The 25,429-nt window shown below is 40.8% G+C and carries 21 protein-coding genes and 1 pseudogene; 3 read left to right on the forward strand and 19 right to left on the reverse strand.

The genetic code is table 11. The features are described from left to right. Positions 1-181: 181 nt before the first annotated feature. The 7 genes and pseudogenes from pdxR to DESMER_RS14435 all read right to left on the reverse strand — a co-directional run bounded on the left by pdxR (position 182) and on the right by DESMER_RS14435 (position 7,437). Entirely contained in the window at positions 182-1,624 is a 1,443-nt protein-coding gene (gene pdxR / locus DESMER_RS14400; protein ID WP_014903791.1) for a MocR-like pyridoxine biosynthesis transcription factor PdxR, read from the reverse strand. Positions 1,625-1,819: 195 nt separating this feature from the next. Further along, positions 1,820-2,578, reverse strand: a complete 759-nt coding sequence (locus DESMER_RS14405) for a vitamin B12 dependent methionine synthase (protein ID WP_242830987.1) — start codon at positions 2,576-2,578, stop codon at positions 1,820-1,822. An 8-nt stretch (positions 2,579-2,586) separates the two neighbouring features. Further along, positions 2,587-2,916: a pyrrolysine--tRNA(Pyl) ligase small subunit gene (gene pylSn, locus DESMER_RS14410; protein ID WP_014903793.1), complete on the reverse strand. Its 330-nt coding sequence runs from the start codon at positions 2,914-2,916 to the stop codon at positions 2,587-2,589. Between the two features lie 3 nt (positions 2,917-2,919). Continuing rightward, positions 2,920-3,735, reverse strand: a complete 816-nt coding sequence (pylD, locus tag DESMER_RS14415) for a 3-methylornithyl-N6-L-lysine dehydrogenase PylD (protein WP_014903794.1) — start codon at positions 3,733-3,735, stop codon at positions 2,920-2,922. A gap of 59 nt (positions 3,736-3,794) precedes the next feature. Continuing rightward, positions 3,795-4,856 carry a methylornithine synthase PylB gene (gene pylB / locus DESMER_RS14420; RefSeq protein WP_014903795.1) on the reverse strand — a complete coding sequence of 354 codons (1,062 nt, stop codon included), beginning with the start codon at positions 4,854-4,856 and terminating at the stop codon, positions 3,795-3,797. A 526-nt stretch (positions 4,857-5,382) separates the two neighbouring features. Then, positions 5,383-6,774: pseudogene (locus DESMER_RS24470) on the reverse strand (monomethylamine:corrinoid methyltransferase). Between the two features lie 3 nt (positions 6,775-6,777). Further along, positions 6,778-7,437, reverse strand: coding sequence for a cobalamin B12-binding domain-containing protein (locus DESMER_RS14435; RefSeq protein WP_014903796.1), 660 nt, complete (start codon positions 7,435-7,437; stop codon positions 6,778-6,780). A 525-nt stretch (positions 7,438-7,962) separates the two neighbouring features. Between DESMER_RS14435 and DESMER_RS14440 the strand changes: the two genes are divergently transcribed. Continuing rightward, entirely contained in the window at positions 7,963-9,339 is a 1,377-nt protein-coding gene (locus DESMER_RS14440; RefSeq protein ID WP_014903797.1) for a uroporphyrinogen decarboxylase family protein, read from the forward strand. Positions 9,340-9,382: 43 nt separating this feature from the next. Continuing rightward, positions 9,383-10,300 (forward strand): CobW family GTP-binding protein, encoded by a 918-nt coding sequence (locus DESMER_RS14445; protein WP_014903798.1) that lies wholly within the window; start codon positions 9,383-9,385, stop codon positions 10,298-10,300. A 24-nt stretch (positions 10,301-10,324) separates the two neighbouring features. Here DESMER_RS14445 and DESMER_RS14450 read toward each other — a convergent pair whose 3' ends face one another. The 8 genes from DESMER_RS14450 to DESMER_RS14490 all read right to left on the reverse strand — a co-directional run bounded on the left by DESMER_RS14450 (position 10,325) and on the right by DESMER_RS14490 (position 20,045). Beyond that, positions 10,325-13,408: an efflux RND transporter permease subunit gene (locus tag DESMER_RS14450; protein ID WP_014903799.1), complete on the reverse strand. Its 3,084-nt coding sequence runs from the start codon at positions 13,406-13,408 to the stop codon at positions 10,325-10,327. A gap of 12 nt (positions 13,409-13,420) precedes the next feature. Continuing rightward, positions 13,421-14,632 (reverse strand): efflux RND transporter periplasmic adaptor subunit, encoded by a 1,212-nt coding sequence (locus DESMER_RS14455; RefSeq protein ID WP_014903800.1) that lies wholly within the window; start codon positions 14,630-14,632, stop codon positions 13,421-13,423. Positions 14,633-14,884: 252 nt separating this feature from the next. Next, positions 14,885-15,487, reverse strand: a complete 603-nt coding sequence (locus tag DESMER_RS14460) for a TetR/AcrR family transcriptional regulator (RefSeq protein WP_014903801.1) — start codon at positions 15,485-15,487, stop codon at positions 14,885-14,887. Positions 15,488-15,830: 343 nt separating this feature from the next. Beyond that, on the reverse strand, positions 15,831-16,496 hold the full coding sequence (locus DESMER_RS14465; RefSeq protein WP_014903802.1) for an acetate uptake transporter: 666 nt from the start codon (positions 16,494-16,496) through the stop codon (positions 15,831-15,833). 433 nt (positions 16,497-16,929) lie between these two features. Continuing rightward, positions 16,930-17,448 (reverse strand): PadR family transcriptional regulator, encoded by a 519-nt coding sequence (locus DESMER_RS14475; RefSeq protein WP_014903803.1) that lies wholly within the window; start codon positions 17,446-17,448, stop codon positions 16,930-16,932. An 11-nt stretch (positions 17,449-17,459) separates the two neighbouring features. Beyond that, the gene (locus DESMER_RS14480) at positions 17,460-18,287 is read right to left on the reverse strand and encodes a sialate O-acetylesterase (RefSeq protein WP_014903804.1); all 828 of its coding nucleotides are present in this window, start codon (positions 18,285-18,287) and stop codon (positions 17,460-17,462) included. A 444-nt stretch (positions 18,288-18,731) separates the two neighbouring features. Further along, positions 18,732-19,403 carry a class I SAM-dependent methyltransferase gene (locus tag DESMER_RS14485; protein ID WP_014903805.1) on the reverse strand — a complete coding sequence of 224 codons (672 nt, stop codon included), beginning with the start codon at positions 19,401-19,403 and terminating at the stop codon, positions 18,732-18,734. 204 nt (positions 19,404-19,607) lie between these two features. After that, on the reverse strand, positions 19,608-20,045 hold the full coding sequence (locus DESMER_RS14490; RefSeq protein WP_014903807.1) for a MarR family winged helix-turn-helix transcriptional regulator: 438 nt from the start codon (positions 20,043-20,045) through the stop codon (positions 19,608-19,610). Positions 20,046-20,646: 601 nt separating this feature from the next. Here DESMER_RS14490 and istA point away from each other — a divergent pair. Continuing rightward, entirely contained in the window at positions 20,647-21,570 is a 924-nt protein-coding gene (gene istA, locus DESMER_RS14495; protein WP_014903808.1) for an IS21 family transposase, read from the forward strand. 179 nt (positions 21,571-21,749) lie between these two features. Here istA and DESMER_RS14500 read toward each other — a convergent pair whose 3' ends face one another. The 4 genes from DESMER_RS14500 to DESMER_RS14515 form a co-directional block, all read right to left on the reverse strand. Further along, on the reverse strand, positions 21,750-22,940 hold the full coding sequence (locus DESMER_RS14500) for an IS256 family transposase (RefSeq protein WP_014903809.1): 1,191 nt from the start codon (positions 22,938-22,940) through the stop codon (positions 21,750-21,752). Between the two features lie 381 nt (positions 22,941-23,321). Further along, positions 23,322-23,861 carry a GNAT family N-acetyltransferase gene (locus DESMER_RS14505; RefSeq protein WP_014903810.1) on the reverse strand — a complete coding sequence of 180 codons (540 nt, stop codon included), beginning with the start codon at positions 23,859-23,861 and terminating at the stop codon, positions 23,322-23,324. Positions 23,862-23,892: 31 nt separating this feature from the next. Continuing rightward, positions 23,893-24,876, reverse strand: coding sequence for a hypothetical protein (locus DESMER_RS14510; protein WP_014903811.1), 984 nt, complete (start codon positions 24,874-24,876; stop codon positions 23,893-23,895). Next, complete coding sequence (locus tag DESMER_RS14515) at positions 24,877-25,266, reverse strand: ASCH domain-containing protein (RefSeq protein WP_014903812.1); 390 nt, start codon at positions 25,264-25,266, stop codon at positions 24,877-24,879. Positions 25,267-25,429 lie beyond the last annotated feature (163 nt).

Raw genomic sequence — 25,429 nt, forward strand, 5'->3', positions numbered from 1 at the left:
TTTAATAGTAACCGCCAAGCCGAGTCTATGAAATAATCCGAGAAAGACAAAAAAGGCCAGACCGTCCAAAACGATCTTACCTTATTTATTCAATACTTCTCCCCGGTCAACTTTAGGCATGCCCAAATAACCACAGTATAAATTAGCTGCTTACTGAATATGTTCCGGTGATTGAGTATCACTACACAGTGTTGCTCTCATAACTAGTTACCGCGCGAAAAGTTTCAATAACTTCCTTCAATGCACAAGCAAACTCGATGCAAGCTCCTTCTAGATCTTCTTCTGGTATAGAATTAAACCCAAAGAGGAAGATGTTTTCCGGTGCTTTTTGCTGGTTCCGCCAATAGACTTTCGTCCCATAAATTCCAAAGCCTCTTAATCTCATCTTCGTGATCAAACCTTCTTGACTCGTGCATCCCGATATTTGTATTAAGGTATGAGTACCTGCCGGCGCTGGGAAAATCTTAACGATACCTGCCAGATGTTCTTTTATCACCCGGTTAAATATTCCGTATTTTCTTCTGTTGGACAGTGACATCTTGCGTACATGTCTTTCGAGATGTCCATCTCGGATAAAATAGGCCAATGCCTTCTGATTATAAGTCGGAAGCGCCGAATAATAATACTTGTATCTATCTTCATATATTTCCATTAGTTTGTATGGCAGGACAAAATATGCACACCGAAGAGATGGGGAGAGAACCTTCGATAAAGTGCTCAAATAAATCACATTCTGCCCAGTGCTCAAAGATTGAATAGAGGGAAGGGGTTTTTCTCCATATAAAAATTCATTGTCATAATCATTTTCAATAATATAGGCCCGATTTTTTTGCGCCCATTCTAAAATATGTAAACGTTTTGTCAAGGATGTAGTGACTCCGGTAGGAAATTGATGGGATGGCGTTAAGTAAAGCAGATCACACATGGAGTTTTCTAGGACATCAATATCGATTCCCAGATCGGTCATGGGAAGGGATTTGATGGAGTATCCTTTATTAGTAACTATTCTTTGCATTCCAATAAAGCTGGGATCTTCCACTCCTATGGTATATACTTTGTCGTGCAATATATCGGTAATAATATCCATAGCATATTGTGTACCGGCGGAAATGACAATTTGCTCCCAACTGCATTTTACCCCCCGGCTGTTATTAATGTAATCGCACAGACTTTTCCGTAATTCTACATTTCCTTTGTTGCATTCATAGGTGATTTTCGCGGAACAGGATTCCTCCAACATTGCGTCCTGCATATACTTTCTCCACTTCGTCCAGGGAAAAAAACTTGACTCAATGCTCTCATAATTGAAATCATACTTCAGCGGAACAATAGACTCTCGTACTACCTCTTTTTGTCCCTCTCTATATAACACGCTGGATCTCGGTAAAGTTAACAAGTTCTCCACATAATAGCCGCTTCCCTGAACCGACCGGATATATCCTTCCGCCAGTAGCTGCTGATATGCCCTGCTCACGGTATTGATGCTGATGTGCAGTTCTTCCGACAAGACCCGAATCGGCTTAAGCGCGTCGTTAGTTTTAAGATCACTTTGTATAATACTCTGCCGTAAGGTCTCAAATAATTGTTCATACAAAAACGGTCCATTCTTATCCAGCAAGAGCATGGAAATCCCCCTCTTTCCCATTCCGGATATAAAAAAAATAACGCTCTTCTGGGAATAGGTTAAGCCTACCCCGAAAGAGCGCCGTTGCTCAGAGAAAATATCTTACGAATAAGTCATTCATAAAGCACGATGCATTTCTTCAATTAACTTAATATCACAATATATGAGGATTTTTCCCTTGTCAATAGTTTTGAACTATTGAATATTGTATTTTGCCAGCTTTCTTCCCGCCTTACAGTACATACAGGTTTTTCCTGAGGATAAGCAGTTCTCGCAATCCTTTCCGACGAAGTTTTGTTGGCTGTTTGTGACCAGAAAAAACCCAGCATAACTCTTTGTGGGCGACATAAAACCACTATCGAGCAATTTTAAACTGATTTTCTCGCCATCCAATATGGCAAAAAATTTTTCCAACTGTGAAACATCCATACCGAAAAATCCCGGTCCAAAATTATCTGAAACATACCTGTCTATATTGCAACTTAATCCCTGCAAATATTGTCTTAATATTTCCTGCCCGGCGTCCATGTAGGCATTTTGCCACATATCATAGTAAACCTGGTTCAGAATACTGACTTCACTCAAATTTAGTTCTCCAACAGTTAACAGGTAGATGTATATTCCCTCAATTTCCTCGCTGGGAATCTGAGCAAGAGCATTACAAGTAAACAGCTTTCCGTCTAGCAGCATATTTATTCCCTCAACACAAGTTTTTTCGTATTCTGAGATCAGGGCCTTAATTTCCAGCAGATGGTACACATCATTCAAACTTCTTAATGATCTGTCAATTATTTTCTGGGGTACAGGTTTTCCCCTGTTATACCCGCACATGTCTGTAAAATTCTTTTCGGCGATTTCCTTTCCTTGATCCTTATCTAAAAGAATCATATGGTTTTTCATTTCTGCCTTCTCTGTCAATCGGTTTTTTTGAATTTCCGTAAATCCTATACTCATACCCTCACCTATCTTCTGGCATCCGTAAATACCGTCTGGGAATATTTCATGAGTTTCCATTCCGGAATCTTGCACTTTTTACAAGAATTTTTATACCAACGATTGCGCAGCCATCTTGCACTTCGGCTATTTTTCGAATCCCACACGACAAAGGATTCTCCACAGTGTGTTGTTACCACCATGGTTTTACCTCTGTTTTCTATTGATTTTACGCCGTGAAGCATTCCTGACCGAGACGGCCATAGTTTGACCTTATTGATCAAGAGGAATAGCCTTTGATTTTTGAAGATATACCTTACGACTTTTTGTTTTTTAGCTTCCTTTATCTTTTGGTCCATATCTTAATCCTCTAACTGTTTCAGACAATCAAAATACATGGTTATGATGCCAAGCTCCAATGGATTATGGATTACCATGGCTTTTTCTCTGGCTGCAACCGTCGCTCCGCAGGGCATACCTGGTGCCGCAAGGATTGTTTTTTCGGTGAAGTCTTCTGCCGTAATAAAATCCCCCGTGGTACCGGCATCGATGATATAGGTAAACTGTCGGATTGGAGCCGGCGCAGAAACCCAGGCGGATTGATCTAAAGTTGCTGCCAAGGAAGCCGCTTTGTTATCGTCCAAATCGCAGATCACCGGTATCCCCTGTTGTTCTGCGATGTAATGGGCCGCCGCTTCTCCCACCGGGCCGGCTCCGATTATCAGCACCCGTTCCTGCAGCGGATTTATCCCCTGTTTCCTCATAGCCTCGATGATTGCCGCTGCAAAGCCCCTTCCCGTAGCCCAGCCATTGTCGGAGTGCACGGCACTTCCAATCCCTAAGGCCGCGCACACGTAATCGTCGGCCAGAAATGCGATTCCGCATTTTGACAGATAGGCTTGTTGGAGACCGGCAACGTCCGTTTTCTCCCCAATCAAGGTTTCCACCCGGAGATGACGAAGAATGGCTCCCACCGCTTGTGAGAATCCGGTGATCATGCCCAGTCCGCTCGTAACGGAAATGACTGCGGTCTTGACTCTTTTTGAATTTACCGTTAAACCCACCGCTTTTTGAGCAATTTCCTCCATGGTACAGCCTGTTTGTCTGATAAACAGATCTTCATAATCCTGAAGTTGTGTTTCAATCAAATCGATATCAGATTCCAGCAGTCTCGACATACCTCCCAACTCCTCTCATCATTCTATATACTCCCAGTCCTCAATTCCCAACTCTATCTTTAATTAGCGGCATGCTTATCTCTAGTTCTTCTGTCTGCAACCCAACGGCTATATTCCTGGGCCGTGGCATTCTCTAAATTACATTTCTTCAATGTATCCTGAATCCCCACTACCGTACGGAAGCCCTCATCAATATCATTTTTACAGTTTGCAACCCCCGCGAACCCTTGCCTAGGTGGAATGATAGAGGTCACAATGTTTGCCCCAGCCATCAGTCGCTTTTCAAGGCCGCCCAGCCCTTCTACATCCAAGGATGCCGGGATCAATACATCCGGGAATAGCAGCCTCATAACCGCGATATTCATCAGTTCGTTCTGATATCCCTGATTCCCCACACCAGCAAAAGGTGCTCCTTCTTGCGGGACAAAGGTCATAGTCCTGATTTGCCTTGCTCCCAGTTTTTTCATCTCTCTAAACGAATGAACCCTGTCCTCTAACCTGTCTCCGATTCCGGTCAACAAGCCTTCCTCAATGAGCATCCCCAGATCTCGGGCATATCCTTTGGCAAACATCCGTTTTTCGTAACTTTGCCCTTGCCGCAGTTGGTCAAACAAGGTTAGTCGATGTGTCTCCTGATACAACGCATACCAATCGGCCCCCGCCCCCTCAATCAGCTCTAAACCGTGCTCGTCCAACACTCCCGGCGATACCATGATAGACAGACCGGTTGCGTCTTTTACGGCTTTCACAATTGAGGCCAGTCTCTCCGGATGTTCTGTATAAAACCTATCGTCTCCCGTGGTCAAATCAATCAAATGCACTCCGGACTTCTTCAATTCCACGGCTATATTAACCACTTCCGGCAATGTTTTGCGATACCGTGGAGAATTCAAGTTTTCTTTTCTGAAATAACAAAAGGTGCAGCTGTTCTGACAGTAGGTTGAAAAATAGACGAAGCTATAGAGAAAGACTTTATTCCCGAATACCCCTTGCCGGGCCTTTCTTGCCGCCGCAAAAATCTGTTCTATTTCACTTTCATCCGTCCGGCTCAATAGGTAGACAATTTCCTCGGTCGATATTTGATTTCCTCGCTGGCATTTCCTGAGTATAGTTTCAAGCATTCTTTAAGCCTCCTGCTTAACTTTTTCCGAACATAGCATAAGCACCATCCCCAAAGATATGGATTTCAATCTACATTTTTCAACAAAAAATATAGGAATCTGCAAGTGCTAAACATACTTCCATGAGACATACCGGAATGTTTAGACTTTCAGACACCTATATACCGAAATGCATTATGGCGAAGAGTCCCGGAGTCGCACCCGGCTGTACGGATTTAGAGTCCGTAAGATCACTACGATCCACCCTCCATATAGTCATCTGCCAACAATCCGCAGATCAACTTATGAACTACCCTGAGTTAATAAGCGAAAAACCCACAGACTGCCGACAGATTAATACAGTAATAGTATTGGCACATTCAAGTAAATAACTAGTCAGTATGCCAGTCTATTTCGTGTCATACTGCGTCGGTATGGTTACCTAATAGCCCCACTATGAGGTAACCATACCTCCTTGTCTGACGCAAAATATCCTTGGCATCTTTGACTTGTTATTTTCTTTCATATGCCTTATGCCTGATTGAAATTAGTCATTCCAATATGTCAGGCCTAAATCAGTCATAATTTTAACAGCTTCATCGTAAACCTGGATATATTCCTCCGTCGGAACCAGTTTCTTTACATCATAGCATTCCTGGAAGGTTTTCCCTTCAGGTGCCGTTTTGTAATCTTTTTCATATAAGGAAACTAGTTTGTCCAACAGAATGTTTACTTCATGAAGATCCATTCCCGCAACTGCATGGGCTACCTCACCCATGAAACGTGCTTCCATGGCTGTAAAGAGGTCGGTGACAACACCTTTACCGGCAGCTACACCGGACAAGATCTCTCGTCCGCTGACTGTATCCGTAATAGCCTGAGCTGCTGTCTCCAGTAAGCACATGACTGTGCAGGGACCTGCTAAAGTATAATACTGATTTCCCAAGATCAGATGGCTATTCTCTTCAATGGCACGAGCTGCGTGGCCAGCAACGGCAAGAGCCTCTCTCGTCGTTGTTATGCCCCAGCGCACGTGCACCGGCCCATCCAAATGCCAGGTGGCCTGTAACATTACAAATGAGTTTAATGTTGTAGCGACATCAACGATTGTGGTCTCTTCCAGGCCACCTGCGTATCCGCCGAAGATAGGCATCTGTTCTACCATTACGATTACACCAGCTGTAGCGTAATGTGCTCCAACAACCAACGCACCTACGTCGATTTTGAGCTCATTCAGCTGAGAAACCTCATGTGAATCAGATGGCCTCATGCCGCCTTCAAAGTCAGCAGATATGACCCCTGCGGCACTTAATGATGTCTCATTGCCCTACGTGCCCATGCCTTTACGTCCGGCTCTGAGCTGTGCCTCGCGCACTTGTATAGCCTCTGATCGTACAGCCAGGATCTCCCAGGGAGAACCAGGCGACGGGTCCTTACCCATGACAGTCTGCAGCACACCGTCAACCATCGCATCTATGATCCGTTCTTGGGCATATGACTGATGGATTGCCAGGAACAGTTCCTCAGAACAGGGAGAGCCCGTTGGGCCACCCTGAATAACGGGAGCTTTCGGCGAATTATAACTCCTTGGCACCACATTTATGGCCTCTTTGCCTTCACCGTAGGTAAAATGGTCCGGTGCGGATTTAATGGCATGGAGTACCTCATCCTTTGTGTACTTGATTACCCGCCCGGTATCCATGCAGTAAACTCCGCACTCAACCAGCATCTCCAAGCCGGCATTAAACAGCTTATCTATAAGTTCTTTGTCCTCCGGGATAATTGTTTTTTTGTCCATCTTTATTCCGTATTTATCTTTCAATTTTCGGGCGGTCTGTGGTATTAATTTGAAATCCCAATCTTTTTCATCCATTTTTGGTCCGCTCTTGGCCCGATCATAGACGTCAAACACCGTAACGTTTTTCCCTATAGCTTTCATCAGTTAGGCACCTCTTTTCTTGGCAATCAAGTCTTTGGCCATTGCAGCTACCTCTGCAGCCGTATCGGTGTAACCGTCTGCTCCGATTTCACTGCACCACTTTGCAGATACGGGAGCTCCTCCGAACATGACGATGTATTTATCACGAATTCCGTCTTCCTTGAGAGAGTTGATAATTTCCTTCATCGAGGCCATTGTTGTCGTCATAAGGGCGGAGCCGCAGATAAGATCCACGCCGTATTCTTCAGCCTTTTTGATGACTAAGTCCACCGGCACATCACGTCCCAGGTCAAATACTTCAAAGTTGTTTGCCGACAACATTACACTTACTATGTTCTTGCCAATATCGTGAATATCGCCCTGCACAGTGTGAATAATAACTTTTCCACTGGAAGATTTGTGTTTCTCCTCGACAGACAGTGCACTTGTCAAGATATTGATTGCGGTTTCGAAGGCCTCGGAAGCCATCATCAAATCAGGAACAAAAGCTTCGCCTACATCGAACAAGTCACCCATAACCGCCATGCCTTTCGAGAGGCCCAAGCTGATACACTCCAACGGATCAAGGCCTGCTGCAATTGCCTCATTAGCTGCTTCTTCTGCTAAATCGGTATCCATTTCCACAATCGATTTTTTGAGTTTAGCATAAATCTCTTCGCTCAAGTGTGTTTCTCCTCCTTTGGTAGAACTTTCTTTTGCCTAGAATACTGACTCATTACAGACATGCTAACGATATGATTGATTTGACACAAGATTGTTTTACTGCGAGCAATACTCCCAAAAGCTATAATTGACAACAAAAAAAGGAGTCATAAGTATTTGCGACCCCATTGTCTGCTTAGCACTACGTCTCGTACGTCTCATGTGCCCAATCTATATGCAAATTATAAGATACCGTTCCTCGGCATCATAGATACAATTTCAGAATTTTTTCGGGATACAATTCCCTTTGCTACATTTTAGCCGATTTCAACGCCGAAGAAATTGTATCCTGAAAATCCTTTCAAATTGTAACTTCACAATTTTTAGACCATGATTTATACTTCTTTAAAATCAACAAGTAACTCGTCACAGCAAAGACAAAGACGCTTTACAATCTTATCGGAAGCGTCTCTTTGTATACGAAAACCCTGCATTTGACCCAGGGTTCGGTGGATGACTCATTTGAAAACGTCAGGAGGATACAAAATGGGTAAAGAATTGCTAATGAAGGTGTTGAATCACGAGGATACTAAAGGACAGCTTCCCTGGATTCCTTTTGCGGGTGTCCATGCAGGAAAGCTAAAAGGGTATTCAGGAAGAGACGTCTTAACTGATTCCGCTAAATTGATTGAAAGTCTGCGGGAAGTATACAAGCTTTATCAACCGGACGGTATGCCAATTACCTTTGACCTGCAACTAGAAGCCGAAATTCTAGGTTGTGAGCTTATGTGGGCTGATTACAACCCCCCCTCTGTTGTGTCTCACCTGTTTGACAAAGAAAAAGGGATTCCCTGTAAATGCAAATTCCCGACTCCGGAATCTGGCCGGATACCCGTTGTTTTGGAAGCAATGCGCGTGATGAAAGAAGAAATTGGCGATAAAACCGCGCTTTACGGGTTGATCTGCGGACCATTGACCCTCGCCTCGCATCTGCGCGGCAGCGACTTTTTTAAAGATATTAGAAAAGATCCTGATTACGTGGTACAGCTCACGTCCTTTTGTGCCGAGTATGCGCAGAAAATGGCCGACTTATATATTGATGCCGGCATGGATGTGATCGCTGTTGTCGACCCGTTGGTCAGCCAGATTTCTCCGAAGGTATTTGCCAATCTGATGCACGAGCCCTTCAAAGCTGTCTTTGATTACATCCGGTTAAAAGGCGTAAAGTCTTCCTTCTTTGTCTGCGGGAATGCTTCTTATCAAATAAAAGTGATGTGTGATACCTATCCGGATTCCATGGCGGTGGACGAAAACGTCGATATGGTTTCCGCCAAAGCGATTACCGATCAGTATAACATTGCGCTGAGTGGTAACATTCCACTGACAACCACCATGCTTTTCGGTACCCAACAAGATAATATCAAAGGCGTTCTGGATTTGATGGACAGCATCGACAACAAACACAACCTCATTATCAGTCCCGGCTGTGATATGCCCTATGATGTGCCTCTGGAAAACACAGCTGCCTGTGCTTTGGCTGTTCATCATCCTGATGAGGCCCGTGCCATGGTTGTGGACTATTCCGCAAGCGACTTTGACCAGATTGAAATCGAGATTCCCAATTACTCAGGCCTGGATAAAGTCTATATCGAACTGTTCACGTTGGATCCGGAACAATGTGCCGCTTGCACCTATATGGTGAAAAGTGTAACCGATATTTTTGATGAGATTAAAGATATGGCTGACTATATTGTATATAAGTATTTTATCAAAGAGGACATTGCCCGAACTGCTAAAATGGGACTGAAAAATCTTCCCACTATGTGCATTGACGGGGAAAGTGTGTACATTTCCATCATTCCCGATGGAGATGAATTGATCGCTGAGATAACCAAACGCTACAATGCTAAGCACAACAAATGAGAATGTACGATTCTAATATCAGAGATGGAAAGAATGATGCTTTATGACACAACTGATCCTGCTTACTGGCTTTCTGGGTACGGGAAAAACCACGCTTATGGAGCGCTTGCTTCACTACTATGGGGATAGCCCTGTGGGGGTAATCGTCAACGAATTCGGTGAAATCAATATTGATGCCCGTTTGCTGGAAAAAGACGGGACTATTATGCGTGAGTTATCCAATGGCTCAATATTCTGCTCCTGCATCAAGGAGAACTTTATCAAGGCTCTTATCGATATGTCGTCCCCAAACTTCGAATATCTGTTTATCGAAGCATCCGGACTGGCTGATCCCGGTAACATGCAGCAGATTCTGCAGACCATCGAACCATACACTGTTCATCCTTACCACTATTCAGGTTCTATATGTGTATTAGACGGCGAAGCTTTTCTCGAATTGAAGGATCTTCTTCCCGCAGTAGGGAACCAGTTGACCCAGGCGGGGGTTGTTCTTGTCAATAAAGAAGATCTGATTTCTCCCGCAATTAAGGCCGAAATCCAAGCCGAAGTACGGAAGGCCAATATCCAGGCCCCTATATATTTTACCAGTTACTGCAATATAGATATCAATACACTAGTGATGAATTTACAGCCCTCAAAATCGGCAAGCCTTGACAGCACCAATACACCGGAAAACAGGCCGCAGACGTTTATCATCAAGGTTCTGCCTTCTGTTACAATCAACGAACTTCAGGGTTTTCTGAACTTCGTTGCGCCCTATACTTATCGTATAAAAGGTTTTGTAACTGTGGGAGATAGCAATTATTCTGTGAGCTGTGTGCGCTCTCATATGATGATCATGCCATGGCCCAGGGATATTCCAGCTTCCGAAATAGTACTTATTTCCGCTGTTGGGATAGGCTTGACCGGAGCCATAGCTGACGGGATAAACATGAATGCCCCCAAATCAATAAAGCTATGATGAAATGTGCATAAACATAGTAGTTCAGCTTTTTACCGATTTCCGCCCTACAACCGTAAACTGTTTCTTGCGAAAAAAGCCTTTAGCATCATCCAACAACGTATAAATTACAGGTACAACTATGAGTGTTAAAAAAGTTGATGTAATTAACCCACCAATAATGGCATAAGCCATGGGTGAGCGTCCTTCAGATCCTAATCCTGTGGAGAGTGCTGTTGGAAGCATACCGAAGATCATCGCTAAAGTTGTCATAATAATAGGCCTAAGTCGTGTAGAAGCCGCCAGAAGTAACGCGGCGCTTAGTTCTTCTCCCTCGCCCAGCTTTTGCTTAGCATAGTCAACCAGCAAAATCGCATTTTTAGTGACCAGTCCCATCAACATGATAATGCCAATAAATGTCATCATGCTAAAACTGCTGCCGGTAAGAAACAGGGCTAACAGAGCTCCAATAATACCGAAGGGCAAAGCGAGGACAATCGCAAAGGGATCAATAAAACTTTCAAACAGGGCGGCCAGGATCAAGTAGATGAACAGAATCCCTAAAAATAGTGCTTTCATTAAGCTAGGGATAGCTTCCTCTATCACTTCCTGATCTCCTCCGCTAACTTGGCTGACTCCAGTAGGCATTTTTGTTTCATTTTCCAAGGCTGCTTTAATTTGAGTGTTAAAGCCACCCGTTGCAACGCCAAAGACATTGGCCGTCACTTGAATTTCTCTGGCCTTATCATACCTATTAATGGTCGTAGAGCCCGTGGCAAAAACTTGCTTTGTGACCCGATCAAGAGGAACCGTACTGTTATTTGAACCAGGCACATAAATCCCTTTTAAGCTGTCAAAGTCCTTTTTTTGATCATCCTGGAGCACTAGTTTAACGTCATAACGATCTTTTTCTGTTTCATACTGGGTTACAAGAGAACCATTAAAGAGGGTCTCCAACGTATTAGCAACGACCAGTGGACTCACACCGAGATCAGCCGCCCGCTCACGATCCACTTCAAGGGTTGCTTCTGCTTTGCCACTCTTATAGCTCATGCTTACATCAACTGCCCCAGGAATTCTCTTTATGGCGCTCTCCGCTTGTTGCGAGTAGTTCAAAAGTGTCTCAAAGTCATCGCCGGTAAAATGGTACTCAGCGTCCTTCGCTCCTCCACCCAGAGTTGAACCAGTCATCATAGAAAGGGTAATCCCCGGAATCTGCTTTAAACTCTCCCGCATTTTATTGGCAGTTTCACTTAAGGTCTCTTTTCTGGCATTCTTATCGATAAGCTGTACGCTAATGTTGATGTTGCTGGGGGTAACCGTCGAGTACAGGTGCACTACTCCAGGATACTTATTAAGAATACTTTCCATTTTTCTAGTTGTTTCTGCAGCCCTTGTCAGGGTTGTCCCTCCATCTGTTGCCGCTGATATTGTGATCTTTCCGTTGTCTGAGGATTCTAGAAAACTAGGATTAATGAAGTTAAGAAGGAGCAAACTGGCGAAGAACATTGCAGTTGCCATAGCTATGGTTTTAATCCTATGCTTCAGTGCTACACCGAGAAGTCTTGTATAGACTCTGGCAAGTTTAACAAACAAGTGATTGAACCATATTAAAAATTTACCCAAGGGACCGTGTTTTTTATCTTTATCATCATTTTCACTTTTTATATATTTAGACGCCATCAACGGCACTAAGGTAAAGGATACAAATAAAGAAATCAAGACGCTGACAGCAACCGTTAGACCAAATTCCTTGAAGTAGGCCCCGATCGATCCCTCAACCATGGTAATGGGGAGAAAGACAGCAACTATGGTAAAGGTTGTAGCCGTCACCGCCAGTCCAATCTCGCTCGCACCGTCTTTCGCTGCTTGCATTGGAGATTTCCCCATATTTAAGTGGCGTACAATGTTCTCAACGACAACAATTGCATCATCAATGAGCAAGCCAACCGCTAAGGAAAGGCCCATTAAGGACACGCTGTTGAGTGAAAAGTTCATCAGTTTCATAGCGGCAAAGGTCGTGATAATCGAGGTGGGCAGTGAAATTGCACTGATACCCGTGCTTGCTCCATTCCGCAGGAAGACGAAAACCACGAGAACCGCCAGAATACAACCTTCCAGCAAGGTTTTCTGAACTTCACTCACGGACGCTCGTATGACCAGCGAATTGTCATCAACAATATCTATTTTTACATCTTTAGGCAGTGACCCTTGGATCTCTGCAAGCTTCACTTTAAGTGCATCCACGACCTGGGTGGTATTTTCACCGGATTGTTTGACAATATCAATCCCAATCGATTCTTCACCTTTATAATAGGATAAACTGTCCCGCTCCTTAACCGTATCTTCCACTTGGGCAATATCTTTGATTCTTAGTTCAGTACCGTTACGATTGGCGACTAAAATATTCAAGAAATCATTAACTTCTTTGACCGTACCATTCGTTCTGAGGGAAACTTCTTTATCACCGTCGGAAACTTTTCCACTGGATCTGTCTATGTTGTCACTTTGCAGGCTCTGAGTGATTTCCGCCGTTGTCACATTCAGAGCCACCATTTTTTCTTTATCGAGTTTGATATGTATCTCCCTGACTTGCGCACCATAGGTGGTAACCGATCCAACACCTTTCACCGTATTTAGTTTTTTGGTGATCTCATCTTCGACCACTTGAGATAAGTCCTTGTTAGAAAGAGGGCTAGTGACCACGAAAGATATAATGGGTACGGCAGCTAAGTCAAATTTTTGAACAATGGGTTCATTAATGTCCTGTGGTAAAGTACCCCGTATACTGCTTATTTTATCTTTAATTTCTTGGGCTGCCACATTGACTTGCGTTCCAGAACTAAACTGAATCATGGTCTGGGAGAAGGATTCCGTAATAGTGGAGGAAATGTGTTTCACTCCTGAAATTTGTCCGACAGCTTCCTCAACTTTTTTTGTCACTTTTGTTTCCAGCTGTTCTGCTGCAGTTCCAGGCAGGGAAATGGTAACGGTTATCATAGGAACATCCACCTCAGGATTTTCGTTGATGGGTAGACCTATGTAACTTAAAGCACCCAGGGCAAGCAAAGCGATAACTATTACAGTGGCAAATACAGGCCGTTTCAGGCTGATATCTGTTAAAAACATAATCTAGTCCTCCTATTCCTTGACAACTGATACCGCATCGCCATCCTGCAGTGTATTCACATTGGTAATTATGACGCTGTCCCCATTTTTTACGCCGTCTTTAATCTCCACTAAGCCTTTGGAAATCTGCCCGATACTGACAATACGTTTACGGGCAACCCCTTGATCAATTACAAACACTGTATAATTTCCTGGATTTCCACTCAAAGCATCCGTTGGCACTGCGATCACTTCTGAGGTCTGATCACTAACAATATCCACCTTGGCATAAATACCCGGTTTCAGTGCTTGATCAAGATTGGTCACCTCAACTTTGCATTTAAAAACTCTTGAAGTCGTATCTGCTGAGGCTTCAATACTTTTAATTATTCCGTCATAGTCTTTAACGACGTTACTGCCAACGGTTACTTTGGCACTCTGTCCTACTTGCAAAGAACTTATATCGTTTTGGTCTACTTCTATCACAGCATAGATTGGGGATATAGCTTTAACTTTTGCTAGGACAACTCCCATGTTGGCATATTGTCCCAAACTCACGCTTTTTTCGTCTAAAATACCCGTAATGGGAGCAGTGATTATCGTATTTGCCAGTGAATCCGCAAGATTATTCACATCGATCTGGGCAGTAGTAAGATTAGCTTTTGCTGTTTCAATATTGGCTTTTTCTGTTTCCAGATCAATTTTGGCGTTATTTACCGCTGTTTCCGCACTTTCCAGTTCAACCTTGGAAATGGCTCCTCCGTCAAAAAGTTCTTTTGTTCTATCATAGGTACGGACTGCATTTTCTACGTTCAGTTGCATTTTCTGCAATCCGGTTTGTGAAGAGACTAATTGACTTTCTGAAGCTTTCAGCTGAGCTTGAGAAGAAGCTATGTTGTTTCTGATTTCCTGATCATCTAATTTGATTAACGGGTCTCCTTGGGTTACATATTGACCATTTTCAAACATCACTTGAACTACCTTACCACTGACCTTGCCACTTACAATCCCCTCTTCAGAGGCTTCTAATGATGCCTTATACGAAATGATGGCTTGCTCATTAACATTCTCGGCCACAGTGGCTTTGACATAAACTATATTTGGAGCAGTTTCGGCAAGGGTATTCTCCGTTTTTCCCATGAAACTTCTTACTCCTGTACCAGCCAAAATAAGTACAACAACAATTGTCAGAACTTTCTTCTTCGTAATTTTAAAGCCCCAATTTGCAAAACTGATTTTTTTCAAAACGACAAATCCCCCTCATATACTTCATTTGTACTTCTTAATAGGTCATCTATTTTTCTCTGAGAACGAACAGCCTCTAAGGACGGTTCGTTCACCCACATTACCATAAGTGCATATGCAGTCCTTTAAAATGTCCTATCAAGGATACACAATTCTTCATTTTACATGCCCCCTTATTCACATTTGTATAATAAGGTAAATAAATTCTAATCAAAATATACCGACCGTTCGGTATGTTTAACAGAAAAAAATTTACCCTTTTAGTTCCATATAAAAACTATCCCATAACTCTAACAAGGTATCACTGACATCCTCACTACGGTCTTTCATTAAACTAATACGGATTGCAATTCCATCATTTGTATATATAAATACCTTAGCAATTTGTTCATCGTTCATGACTGACCTGATCTCTCCGTTTTTTCTAGCTGTAGAGATAACCCCTTTCCATGCTTTCAGTTCATCTTGTTCGTGTTCAAGCAATTTTTTCCGGAGGCTTGGAAAAACCTTCAAAGCATCAAAAACAAGTGAGTAATAGTTCACCGTTAAACCCCGGTCCAGATCATCTCCATATAATTGAAGCGAATCTTGTATTCTATTTTGATAAACTGCATACTGGTGATAAAACTCATATAGAGAATTTTTGTCGAATATACTAAAATCAGGTGTTATGGAAGACATACAGTTTTTAAGTGCTTCCAGAAATAACTGCTCTTTGTTTTTAAAATAATGATAAAAAGCGCCTTTTGACATTCCTGTTTTTTCTACTAGCTCAGCCATGGTTACTTCCTTATAGCTCTTGAGTAAAAAAAGATTAAATGCAACTTTCAAAATATGTTCTCTTGTGTCATTCATGAATTTATCTCCTTATTTAAACCGACCATTTGGTATGTTTTTATGTTAACATTAAAACAGGGTCACGTCAATTTTATTATCGTTCCTGAAACAAGTACCCAAAACGATCATACTTTTTACTGTAAAATTAAATCCTTGCTCTAAAAATAATCAGGCATCCTTTGTCACCCGTAGTTCATTCAGTAAATCGAGTAAAGAAAGCGAAGATAATTCTGTCTTCACGGCTGACATAGCGTTATAAAATTTCCTGTTATGAACATTGTTTTGGCCGAATTTCCACGCGCTAAAAAGATCGAGCATTGCTCGATCTTTTTATTTACACTAAACATTTGATGCTATTATCTTAGACACCTTTAGTTCTAGGAGCAGGAACAGGAGCAGGAGCGGCTTTTTTTATAAGACCCATTGGTGCGCCCATAGGTAATATATCACGACCATAGAAGTTCTTGAAAAATATTGCCCCTACAGAATAGAAGCCAACTAAGGAGATCGAAAACTCTGTCCAGCCAGCGATTTGTGCATACAAAGCGATAGGCCCCCATTTAAATGATACGCAAGCAAGGGTGAAAAATAGAACGTCAATGAGAAGTAATATTATAATAAAAGGAACATTGGTTTCGAAAGAAGCTACCGTAATAAACAGAGAGAAAATAAGATAACCAACAAATACTACACCCAACTGTTTAGGATCAGCTGCAGCTTTCATGCCTTCACCTAACATACCATTCAAGGTTGCCCAGGAAAAAGCCATTCCGACCCAGAAAAATCCGTAAGCACCTAACACTGTGCCGCCAAATACGTTACCCTTCTTAAAGTCAATCAATGCAGCTATAATTTGAACAAGCCCACCCAACAAGGCAGCCCAAATAACAAGTAAAGCTGTTGCTTTAGGATCAGTAAAGCTTAATTTAGAAGATGAAGCCACAAAACATATCAACGATAAACCCATAACTCCAAACGCTGTAGGATCTGCACCTGTATAAGCTACTTTTACTTCTTGTACACTCATCAATTTTTCCTCCTTAATTCTTAATTGTAAGAGGTATTAGGTATTATTAGAATAAATCCGCGTAAATCACTAAATTTATCAATTCTCCCCCCTCTCTAAAATCTTTTCTCCAGAGTATCTATATCATTATACCTTAAAATTACTGTTCTGAATATATAGAATTTTCTCTTTATTTTGCACCAATCATTTCCTGTGCTATTGATGAAAGTGATTTTTGCAAGGAGGTTTTTCGGCGGTGCTAATATGCACCGCCTTATCCCATTTCTATAGGACTTCCTTTGGCTACTTGGGGTTATTGGAATTTGTAAAAGATGATCATAATTTGATGATTTAAAATCTTTACAGGACGGCTTTGGCCGTCCTGTAAAGATTTGTTTTTCAATTTCAAAATGGACATTTAACGCTTGAGCTATTTTACAGGTAGGTTGAAAAATTATAGACAATCCACATCCTTTAATAGCGAAGTAAACCACTCTAAATTTACCAAATGGTGCGAAACCGAGTTCTCTAACATCTTGCTAAAATGTATTGGGAGTTGATGTTCACCTTCCAAGGCATCCTTTAACAATCGAATTTTTACTTCAGTCTGCTCAATTTGTGTTTTAATAAGCTTGATCATATTATCGCTTTTGTACTCCTTAGCAAATAAAAGCGCGGCATAAAAGGACAGGTTAACATACTCCGTTTTTGTACCGAACTGGTACATCAACTTTTCAAACTCGGCTTTCCCGATTTCCGTGATAACATAATGGTGACTTTCCCGACTTTGTTCCGATTGAATAACCTGCTTTATTAACTTTTTTTCTTCTAGCTGCTGAAGATTATAGTAAAATGAACCCTTCGTAAAATTTACAATATATTTGTAGTGTCTTTCATCCATTTGTGCCAGGAGCTCGTATCCATTGGATCCTGGATTTTGTATTAATAGTCCTAATATCAGCAATGGAATCATAACTATCCTCACTATTCGTTACTAAGTTTTTCATAAGAAATTTTTCCGAGTGCAAATTCCATTTGTTTCACAAACATCGATTCAGTTGGTGTTTGGGTTCGAGCGATAAGTCTATCCAAAAGCTCAACTTCATGGTTTAGTGGTGCCAAAACATGAGCTTTTTTATCAAAGGCTTCAAAATAGCGCAGACCAAAATATCTTTGAGATAATGAATTCACATGAATACCATCTGGATTCGCTGTCAACCCCTGCGCAGACACAAAATAACAATGTGCTTGCTCAAAAGCAAATTTTTGTAAGCAATCGTTTATACGGGCATACTCGACGCAATACTGCCCGAATCCTGTTTTACCTAAATAGTCTCCTAAGCCGCCAATAATTAAGGGTACTTCTGGAACATTAAGGATATCTCTAAGGGTTTGTACGATTACCGATAACTTGTCATAATACACTTTGTATTTGCCATCTGAACTATCACTTTCTCCTTGATGCCACAAAATACCTGTCAAGGTGCTATGCTTCATGGCGAATTTGGCTTCGCTGACGGCATGCTGAAAAAGCTCGCCATCAACAGACCAGTCATCCAGGGAGCTTCCACCTTCGGCACATGGTATTAGGCCAATCCTATCTTCAGGATACTTTGAACACCATGCATCTGCAAATGAAGCCGCCAAACTTACACCCGAAACAGGACGATCATAGTTTACAGGTTCTATCATCATTTGCCATCTGCCATTGCGCAACATTTGGATACGTTCGTTGATAATTGGGGGCACATCATTCAAAAAGCCTCTACCAGCCATATTAGATTGCCCTATCATTAAAAAAGATTTAATCATCATGCCCTCCATTCCAAGCAATTACTCTAAATCAGTAGCAATTACTTATCTTAAGATATATAGTCCAATTAACCACCATATTGATTATAGTCTAATTAGACTATATGTCAACAAAATCACTACTTACATTTATTTGCAAAATAAACGATTTTATAAGTTCCTATTTAATGCAATTTTTTTACTTACTCAGAGGGATACCTATTAAGTATCGCAGCGAAAGAACCCATAAAACGCAAAATGCACCGCTTCAAGCGATGCTTCATTTGCCTTAAAATTCTTAAAAGCCAGTATTACTGGCCTTTTATATTCATCAATTGTATCAAATATTGAGTACTTAAATTGCCTTGAAGACAAAAAAGATGCCGCATAAGCCCGGTGGGGCTATTGATGTCTCATTTTCTTGGACAGGGTTGTATGTTGATCAAAGTATGAACGTTGAAAAATTTACTGAAGAGAAACCAAATTGGTATGCCCTTGACATCTTTCTATTGGCTGTTTTTCGCCATAAGCAATAAAAATGCTTATACTCGCGTTATCACAACCAAGTTTAGAACTTGCGCAACAATTTCCACCTGCACATTCAATAGAGACGTTCTTCAAACCTGCTTTTAGCAACCATTGTTTTACATCTTCACGCGTAAAACCCATCCATCGGTCATGATGTTCCTTTCTCAAAAATTCGAAATTGTGTTGATCTAAATCAGTGAGTACCAACTTTCCTTCTGGCTTTAAGATACGTACCATTTCTTTAATTGCTATAAAGGGATCTTCCACATGATGTAAATACATATTTGCCATGGCATAGTCTACTGTATCATTATCTATGGGTAACTTTTCGGCTTCTCCCTGGCGGTAATCAATAGTATTAATATCTGCAAATTTCTGTTTCATTTGATTTAGCATTGCTTCAGAACTGTCAACTGCAATAACCCTTAAACCATTATGAATCAAACCTTCTGCGAGATACCCAGTTCCAGTTCCTATATCTGCAGCTAATTTTCCTTCTTCAACTGCGGCAAGACTATAAGCTTTCTGTCTTGCTGTGTCAGAAAAGAAACCTTGGCTCATTGTATCCCATTGATTGGCTACTTCTGCGAAATAAGCTTTACTCCCCATATAACACACCTACTTTCTAACAACAAAACTTATACTTCTTTTTAATACTCTGTTTGCATTCCATGTTACAAAAGTCATTCATTACTTTTTCTCTCTTATCTGTGCCAAGAAGTTCCATGATAGCACTAGCTGCAATAAATAGAATTATGAACAATAAAATAGACAACATAACAAACCCTTCCCTTCCATAACTCAATTTCTTAATTATTCGTTTATGCCTACGGCTTCAAGTAATATCTGTAAGCTTTCAAGTACTTGCTGTTTTTTATCTTCAGGAATTGAATTATATACCTTCTTAAAATATTGATTCATTTCCTCTTCAATACCTTTAAATAGTTTATCCCCGTTTTCAGAAAGTGTAATTGTTACATACCTCCTGTCTTGCGGGTCAATCTCTCGTTTAACCAATTCATTCGTTACTAAATTATTGACCGTCCGACTCATGGTACTGTTTTCAAGGTTCAATTGTTCAGCCAGTTCGTTTAAAGAAATATCTTTTATACGACCGATTTCAACCAAAGCGTGACACTGTGCCATTGATATTCCGCAACACGAATACTGATTGTCCTCTAAAACACCGAGCTTTCTTTCCAGTAGTCTTATCATTTCCCGCAACTGCATTGGCGGATCTGAAAAGTTCATAGCAATCACCTCTTGCAACTATTGTATCATGTAATAATTAGCATTTGCAACTATTTGTTTTGACCCTTTCCTTCCCCTCGCTAAAATTACGAGGCACATAATTTTTATCCATAACCACAACGCAACAAATAGTGGCTGAATAATGGCCAGAATACGAATCATCTTGTTGTGTGTTTTCTATCCAGGAGAACTATCGTCTCTATGGGCCCTGTTCGGGGGAACATACGAGGCGATTATCCCGAGTGAAATTTTCAGCAGGTACATACAAACATATCCGACGACGTATCGTCCATACCAGTCCGATTGGGAAGAACAGAACGTTTAGTAGCAATCACTGCTTTGCTCAGGATTATCTGTGGTAACTGTGGCGTATGATGGTAAAAATGAGCAAGGCACCTACGTTGATTTATTACAGTGTCGGGTGCCTTGATTCTTGAATAATCCGGACTAAATTGAGCCACTATTCCGGACGGTGAGAGCCATAGTTCCGGATTTTTAGAGCCACCTTTCCGGATAGGGAGCCATTTGACGAAACTTCTTATTAGAATGTAGCTATGCACTCAAGAGAGGAGTGTAAATTACATTCATAGGAGGTCATCAAATGACCAATTATCGTGAGATTCTTCGGCTTATTGGCCAAGGAATCAGTCAACGCAGCATCGCAGTGAGCTGCGAATGTTCACGCAACACTGTCGCCAGGGTCTTGAAACGGTCTCAGGAACTTAGTGTTTCGTGGCCATTGAACCCAGATAGGACGAACGGTGAGTTGCACAAGCTTTTCTTTCCCGAATCTTCATTACCATTAACCCGAAAACGCCCAGATAACGAGTACATTCATAAAGAAATGGCGAAGAGCGGCGTAACCCTCAGCCTGCTTTGGAATGAATACTGTGAATCTTCCAGACTAAGCAACGAAATTCCACTTATGTATTCTCAGTTTTGCTATCACTACCAACAGTATGTGGCCAAGACCAAAGCAACTATGCACATCGGACGAAAGCCTGGCGAGCAAATGGAAGTCGACTGGGCAGGCCAAACAGCAAGCATTATCGATACGGATACAGGCGAGAGCATTGATGCTTATGTTTTTGTAACCGTCCTTTCGTACAGTCAATATGCCTATGTGAAAGCATTTCTGAACCAAAACCAGGAGTCCTGGATTACAGCCCATATTAATGCATATAAGTACTTTGGGGGTGCTACTCGAATCCTCGTCCCGGATAATCTGAAAACTGGTGTAGAACGAACGTCCTGGTATACTCCAGTTATCAACAAGTCCTATCACGAAATGGCAGAGTACTACGGAACCGCTGTTATTCCGGCACGGGTGAGAAAACCTAAAGATAAACCTAGTGTAGAAGGAACAGTTGGCATCATATCTACTTGGATTATTGCAGCTCTCCGTCGCCAACAGTTCTTTTCTCTGGCGGAGCTTAATAGGGCGATTCGCGAAAAACTTGAGGTATTTAATCGAAAACCCGGTACCGTCAAGAGTTTTTCGCAAATTAGTTTCCGCTTGGTATGATAGCAAGGTCTATCTCCCGTGACCCAATAGCTGACTTGACATGGGGGCGAGGATGCTACCCTTAATCAAGGGATGGGGCTTACCTAAAAGAAATACATCCTATGAGCCTCAGCCCTCGACCCATTGAAGCATCCGAGCAGGGTCCCATGTCAAGTCGACCCCAGAGATTCAATCGTCAATTAACCGGCTATTTGGTTTTTTTCTTTGTTCATTTCTTCAAGATGTTTCATGCTCATATACATTTTTGTTCCCCAAGCTTTACTGGCTACATGTCGCAATCTAGCGCACACAAGCATCAATGCCGAGTTTCCGTCAGGAAATGTACCAACGACTCGAGTTCTCCGACGAATTTCCCAATTTAATCGTTCGATGACATTGTTACTCCGCAGCTTTGTCCAGTGTACTTGTGGAAAATCCATGTAGGTTAGTGTTTCTACGATACTGTCTTCGACCTTCTTTGCCGCTTCTTTCAGCTTCATGTCTTTGAGTTTGACTACAACTGCTGCTGCCTTTTCTTTGGCCGCAGCTTTATCCTCCTGAGCATGAATTGCCTTCAACATAGCTGCGACTTCCTTCGTCTTCGATCGAGGTGTTACTGAAAACACATTTCGATAAAAATGGACATTACATCGCTGGAATTTTGCTTCAGGAAAGGTTTCATTCACTGCCTCCAGGAGTCCCAGGCATTTGTCTCCAATCACCAATTGGACTCCGGAAAGGCCACGCTCTTTTAAGCTTTTAAGGAACTCATGCCAACTGGCCTTGTCTTCTTTCATTCCTTCGGAGGCACCAATGACTTCTCGATAACCGTCTTCATTGACTGCCATAGCAATTAGGATAGCCACATTCTCATACTCTCCGCCCCAGTTGCGTTTGAGGTAGATACCATCAACATAGACATAGGGATACTTACCCTGCAGAGACCGTTTACGCCACGTGTCTATGTGCCCATAGACTTTTTTATTTAGCTGACTGACTGTTCCAGCGGATACTTTAGTTCCCCACAGGGCTTCAGTGATGTCCTCAACTCGACGAACTGAAACACCGGCTAAATACATCTCAATCAAAGCTTCTTCAACGGAGCTTTCTCGACGGCGGTATCGTTCGATAATGGCTGTTTCAAAGGCAACTCCTTTAAGCTTAGGCATTTTCAACTTAACCTCCCCAGAGGTCGTGGTTAGATTTCGCTCGTAATGACCCGATCGGTACCCTTTACGATCCTCAGTACGCTCATATCGACCGGCATTCGTCAGCTCATTAGCTTCCTGATCCAGAAGGTTATTAAGAGTTTCCTCAACACTATGACGGACGAGTTCCTTTAACTCCTGCTTTATGACGCCTTCATTTAGGTGTATAATTTTCTCAGACATAGTCGCAGCCCCTTTCTTGGTAGATTTGGTGTGGTAACTTTATCTTTCCAAGCGGTTGCTTCTATGTCCTTCTTTTTTAGGAACATAATTTTCTATTTGCGAAATTTATAATACCTTATCTTTTCCTTCGGGATCGTTGCCTACCGTGACGATATCAAAATACCACCAATTGTGGAAAAAGCAAATTTGATGCTTTCGGACGAAGGATTTGCCCGTTATATTATGTCCCCATCATCAAGAATTTGCCTTTGTTCACTGAACTACAGGAACACGTCCAACCATTTGTCGCAGTTTCCTCACTTAATCTTTGATACAAATTAAACAATGCACCCACTCTTTTTTCAAAGGGGGGGGTGCATTATAGATTATATGCTGATTTTATTAAACTCCCGTTAGATATCCATTATATACATATTCAATAGAATCTTTCTTATAGTAGTCCTTTAACACTTGGGTTTCTTCAAAACAGAAACTCTTAATATGATTTTCAAACATCTCTTTTCTATCTTGAGAAATCGAAATTATTGGTTTTCTTGTACCAAGATATTCAAAGCATTTTTCAAATAATTCGGTTCCTATTCTCTGACTTCGATAATCTTCATGGATCCTAAAAGTACAAATCTTTTTCTCCGATTGCTTTTTCTTCAGTATAGCGATTCCTGTTAACACTACTTTATTATCTTCAAGTTCTGAAAGAACTATTATGATTTCACGCTCACCATTTTTCAACTCTACTTCTGGAATGATAGTATTGAAAAACCACTCATCAAATTTAGGATAACTATCAACTAAATCCTTTAGATAATTATATAGTTTTTCTTTTGCTTTTTCTCCAACTTCATTGATCATAAAACGTCTTAGTACTTCAGGTTCAATTTGAGAAACTTTATGATAATAATTCTTTTTAACCTTCATTTTCATCGTTTCTCTCCACCCCTTTATACTAAATCGTTTAAAATCCAATTTTATCATATATCAAATTCCCGAGAACCCCACTAACAGCACCTAACAAGATAATAAATACTAAATACATCACAATAATTAGGATCTTACTCTTTTTATACTGAAATCTAGTTAAATCAGAAAAGCCTTCTAGATAATTGTGCACCTTATAGCCCTTGATTGCTTCACTGAATTCTTTAATAGCCTTACTTTTTATATGGTAAGCGATTATATTATGATTATCTCCATCTATATAATCTTTCCATAGATCATTCTCAAGCATTCTACTATTCATTTCTTTCCCATAGTGTACAATTGCATCATTTGCATTTCTTAATATTAAATAATGAACTGCTAGAATGAGAAATTTTTGACCTTTATCAAATTGTTCTCGTAGCTCCTCACTGCAACTCCGTACATCATTCAATCTAAAGTCAATAACTTCTGTATTGGTAAATTGATTACTAAATATACTAATACCTTTGATCTCATTATTAATAAAAGAAATATCGTCCTTGCTAGCTTCTATTCTTATTCTAAAATAATATTTCAAAATATCATTTGGTTTTATGCTATCTACCTTTATTTCTAATATGGTTCCTGGTGTGGCTGCATTTCTTTTACATGGATGAAGGTTTATTTGACTATCAATCTCTAAAGAATATATAACGAAACTTGATTTCTCTTTATTTCCATTAACAATTAACCTTTTAGGCTCTCCATCGGTTGTAGTAAAGTTTTCATTAAAAATGGCATTAACTAATTGGTTATTAGATATAACGCTGCCCAAATCTTTAATTTGGCGATCTTTTTCTATTTTAAAAGGAACATACAAATAAATATTTTCGATACCTTCAAGATCTTCTACTAATAAACCAAAATCAAAACAGTACTTGTTTTTTTCTTCTTTATCCCAAAGATTAACATGCACTGTTACTTCCTTTTCTAATTTTACATTATCTTTAGCTGAATACCATAAAGTGAAACTTCTCATTTACCCTACAATATCTCCTTGTAAATAAAAATATGATTGTGGCGCTATAAAGTTCTGTAGGACTTTATGCGGATCTATAGGAGTATGAAATATATATAGCTGTTCAATTTTAATTGCATAAGCATGTGTTTTATTGTTAAAATATTCTTTAAATGATTCTTTGTCGATGCCAGAGCATTCTTTTGTAATTTCCCATATTTTTTCAGGATCTTCTTTAAGATATCCAACAAATTTAAAATACCCAACTATTTTTCGATCTGGACTTGTTGAGTAAATATATATTTTATCTACTTCTCTTTTGAAAATAGATTTTCTATATTCATATTTCTTTTTTCCACCTAATATTTCTTGAACATACTTAGGCTTTATAGAGATTAATACATTTAACATTTTATTTGTCCTATATCAATGTTTGTTTGGTAAATTAACCACTTTATATATAGTTCTATATATAGTTCTACAACTTTTCTAAATTTCCTTCAACAGTAAAATATAAAAGATAAAGAAGAACCATATGAGTGTAATATTGCATCAGCAAACTCTGGAGTTTCAT

Source organism: Desulfosporosinus meridiei DSM 13257 (assembly GCF_000231385.2).
Classification (GTDB): domain Bacteria; phylum Bacillota; class Desulfitobacteriia; order Desulfitobacteriales; family Desulfitobacteriaceae; genus Desulfosporosinus; species Desulfosporosinus meridiei.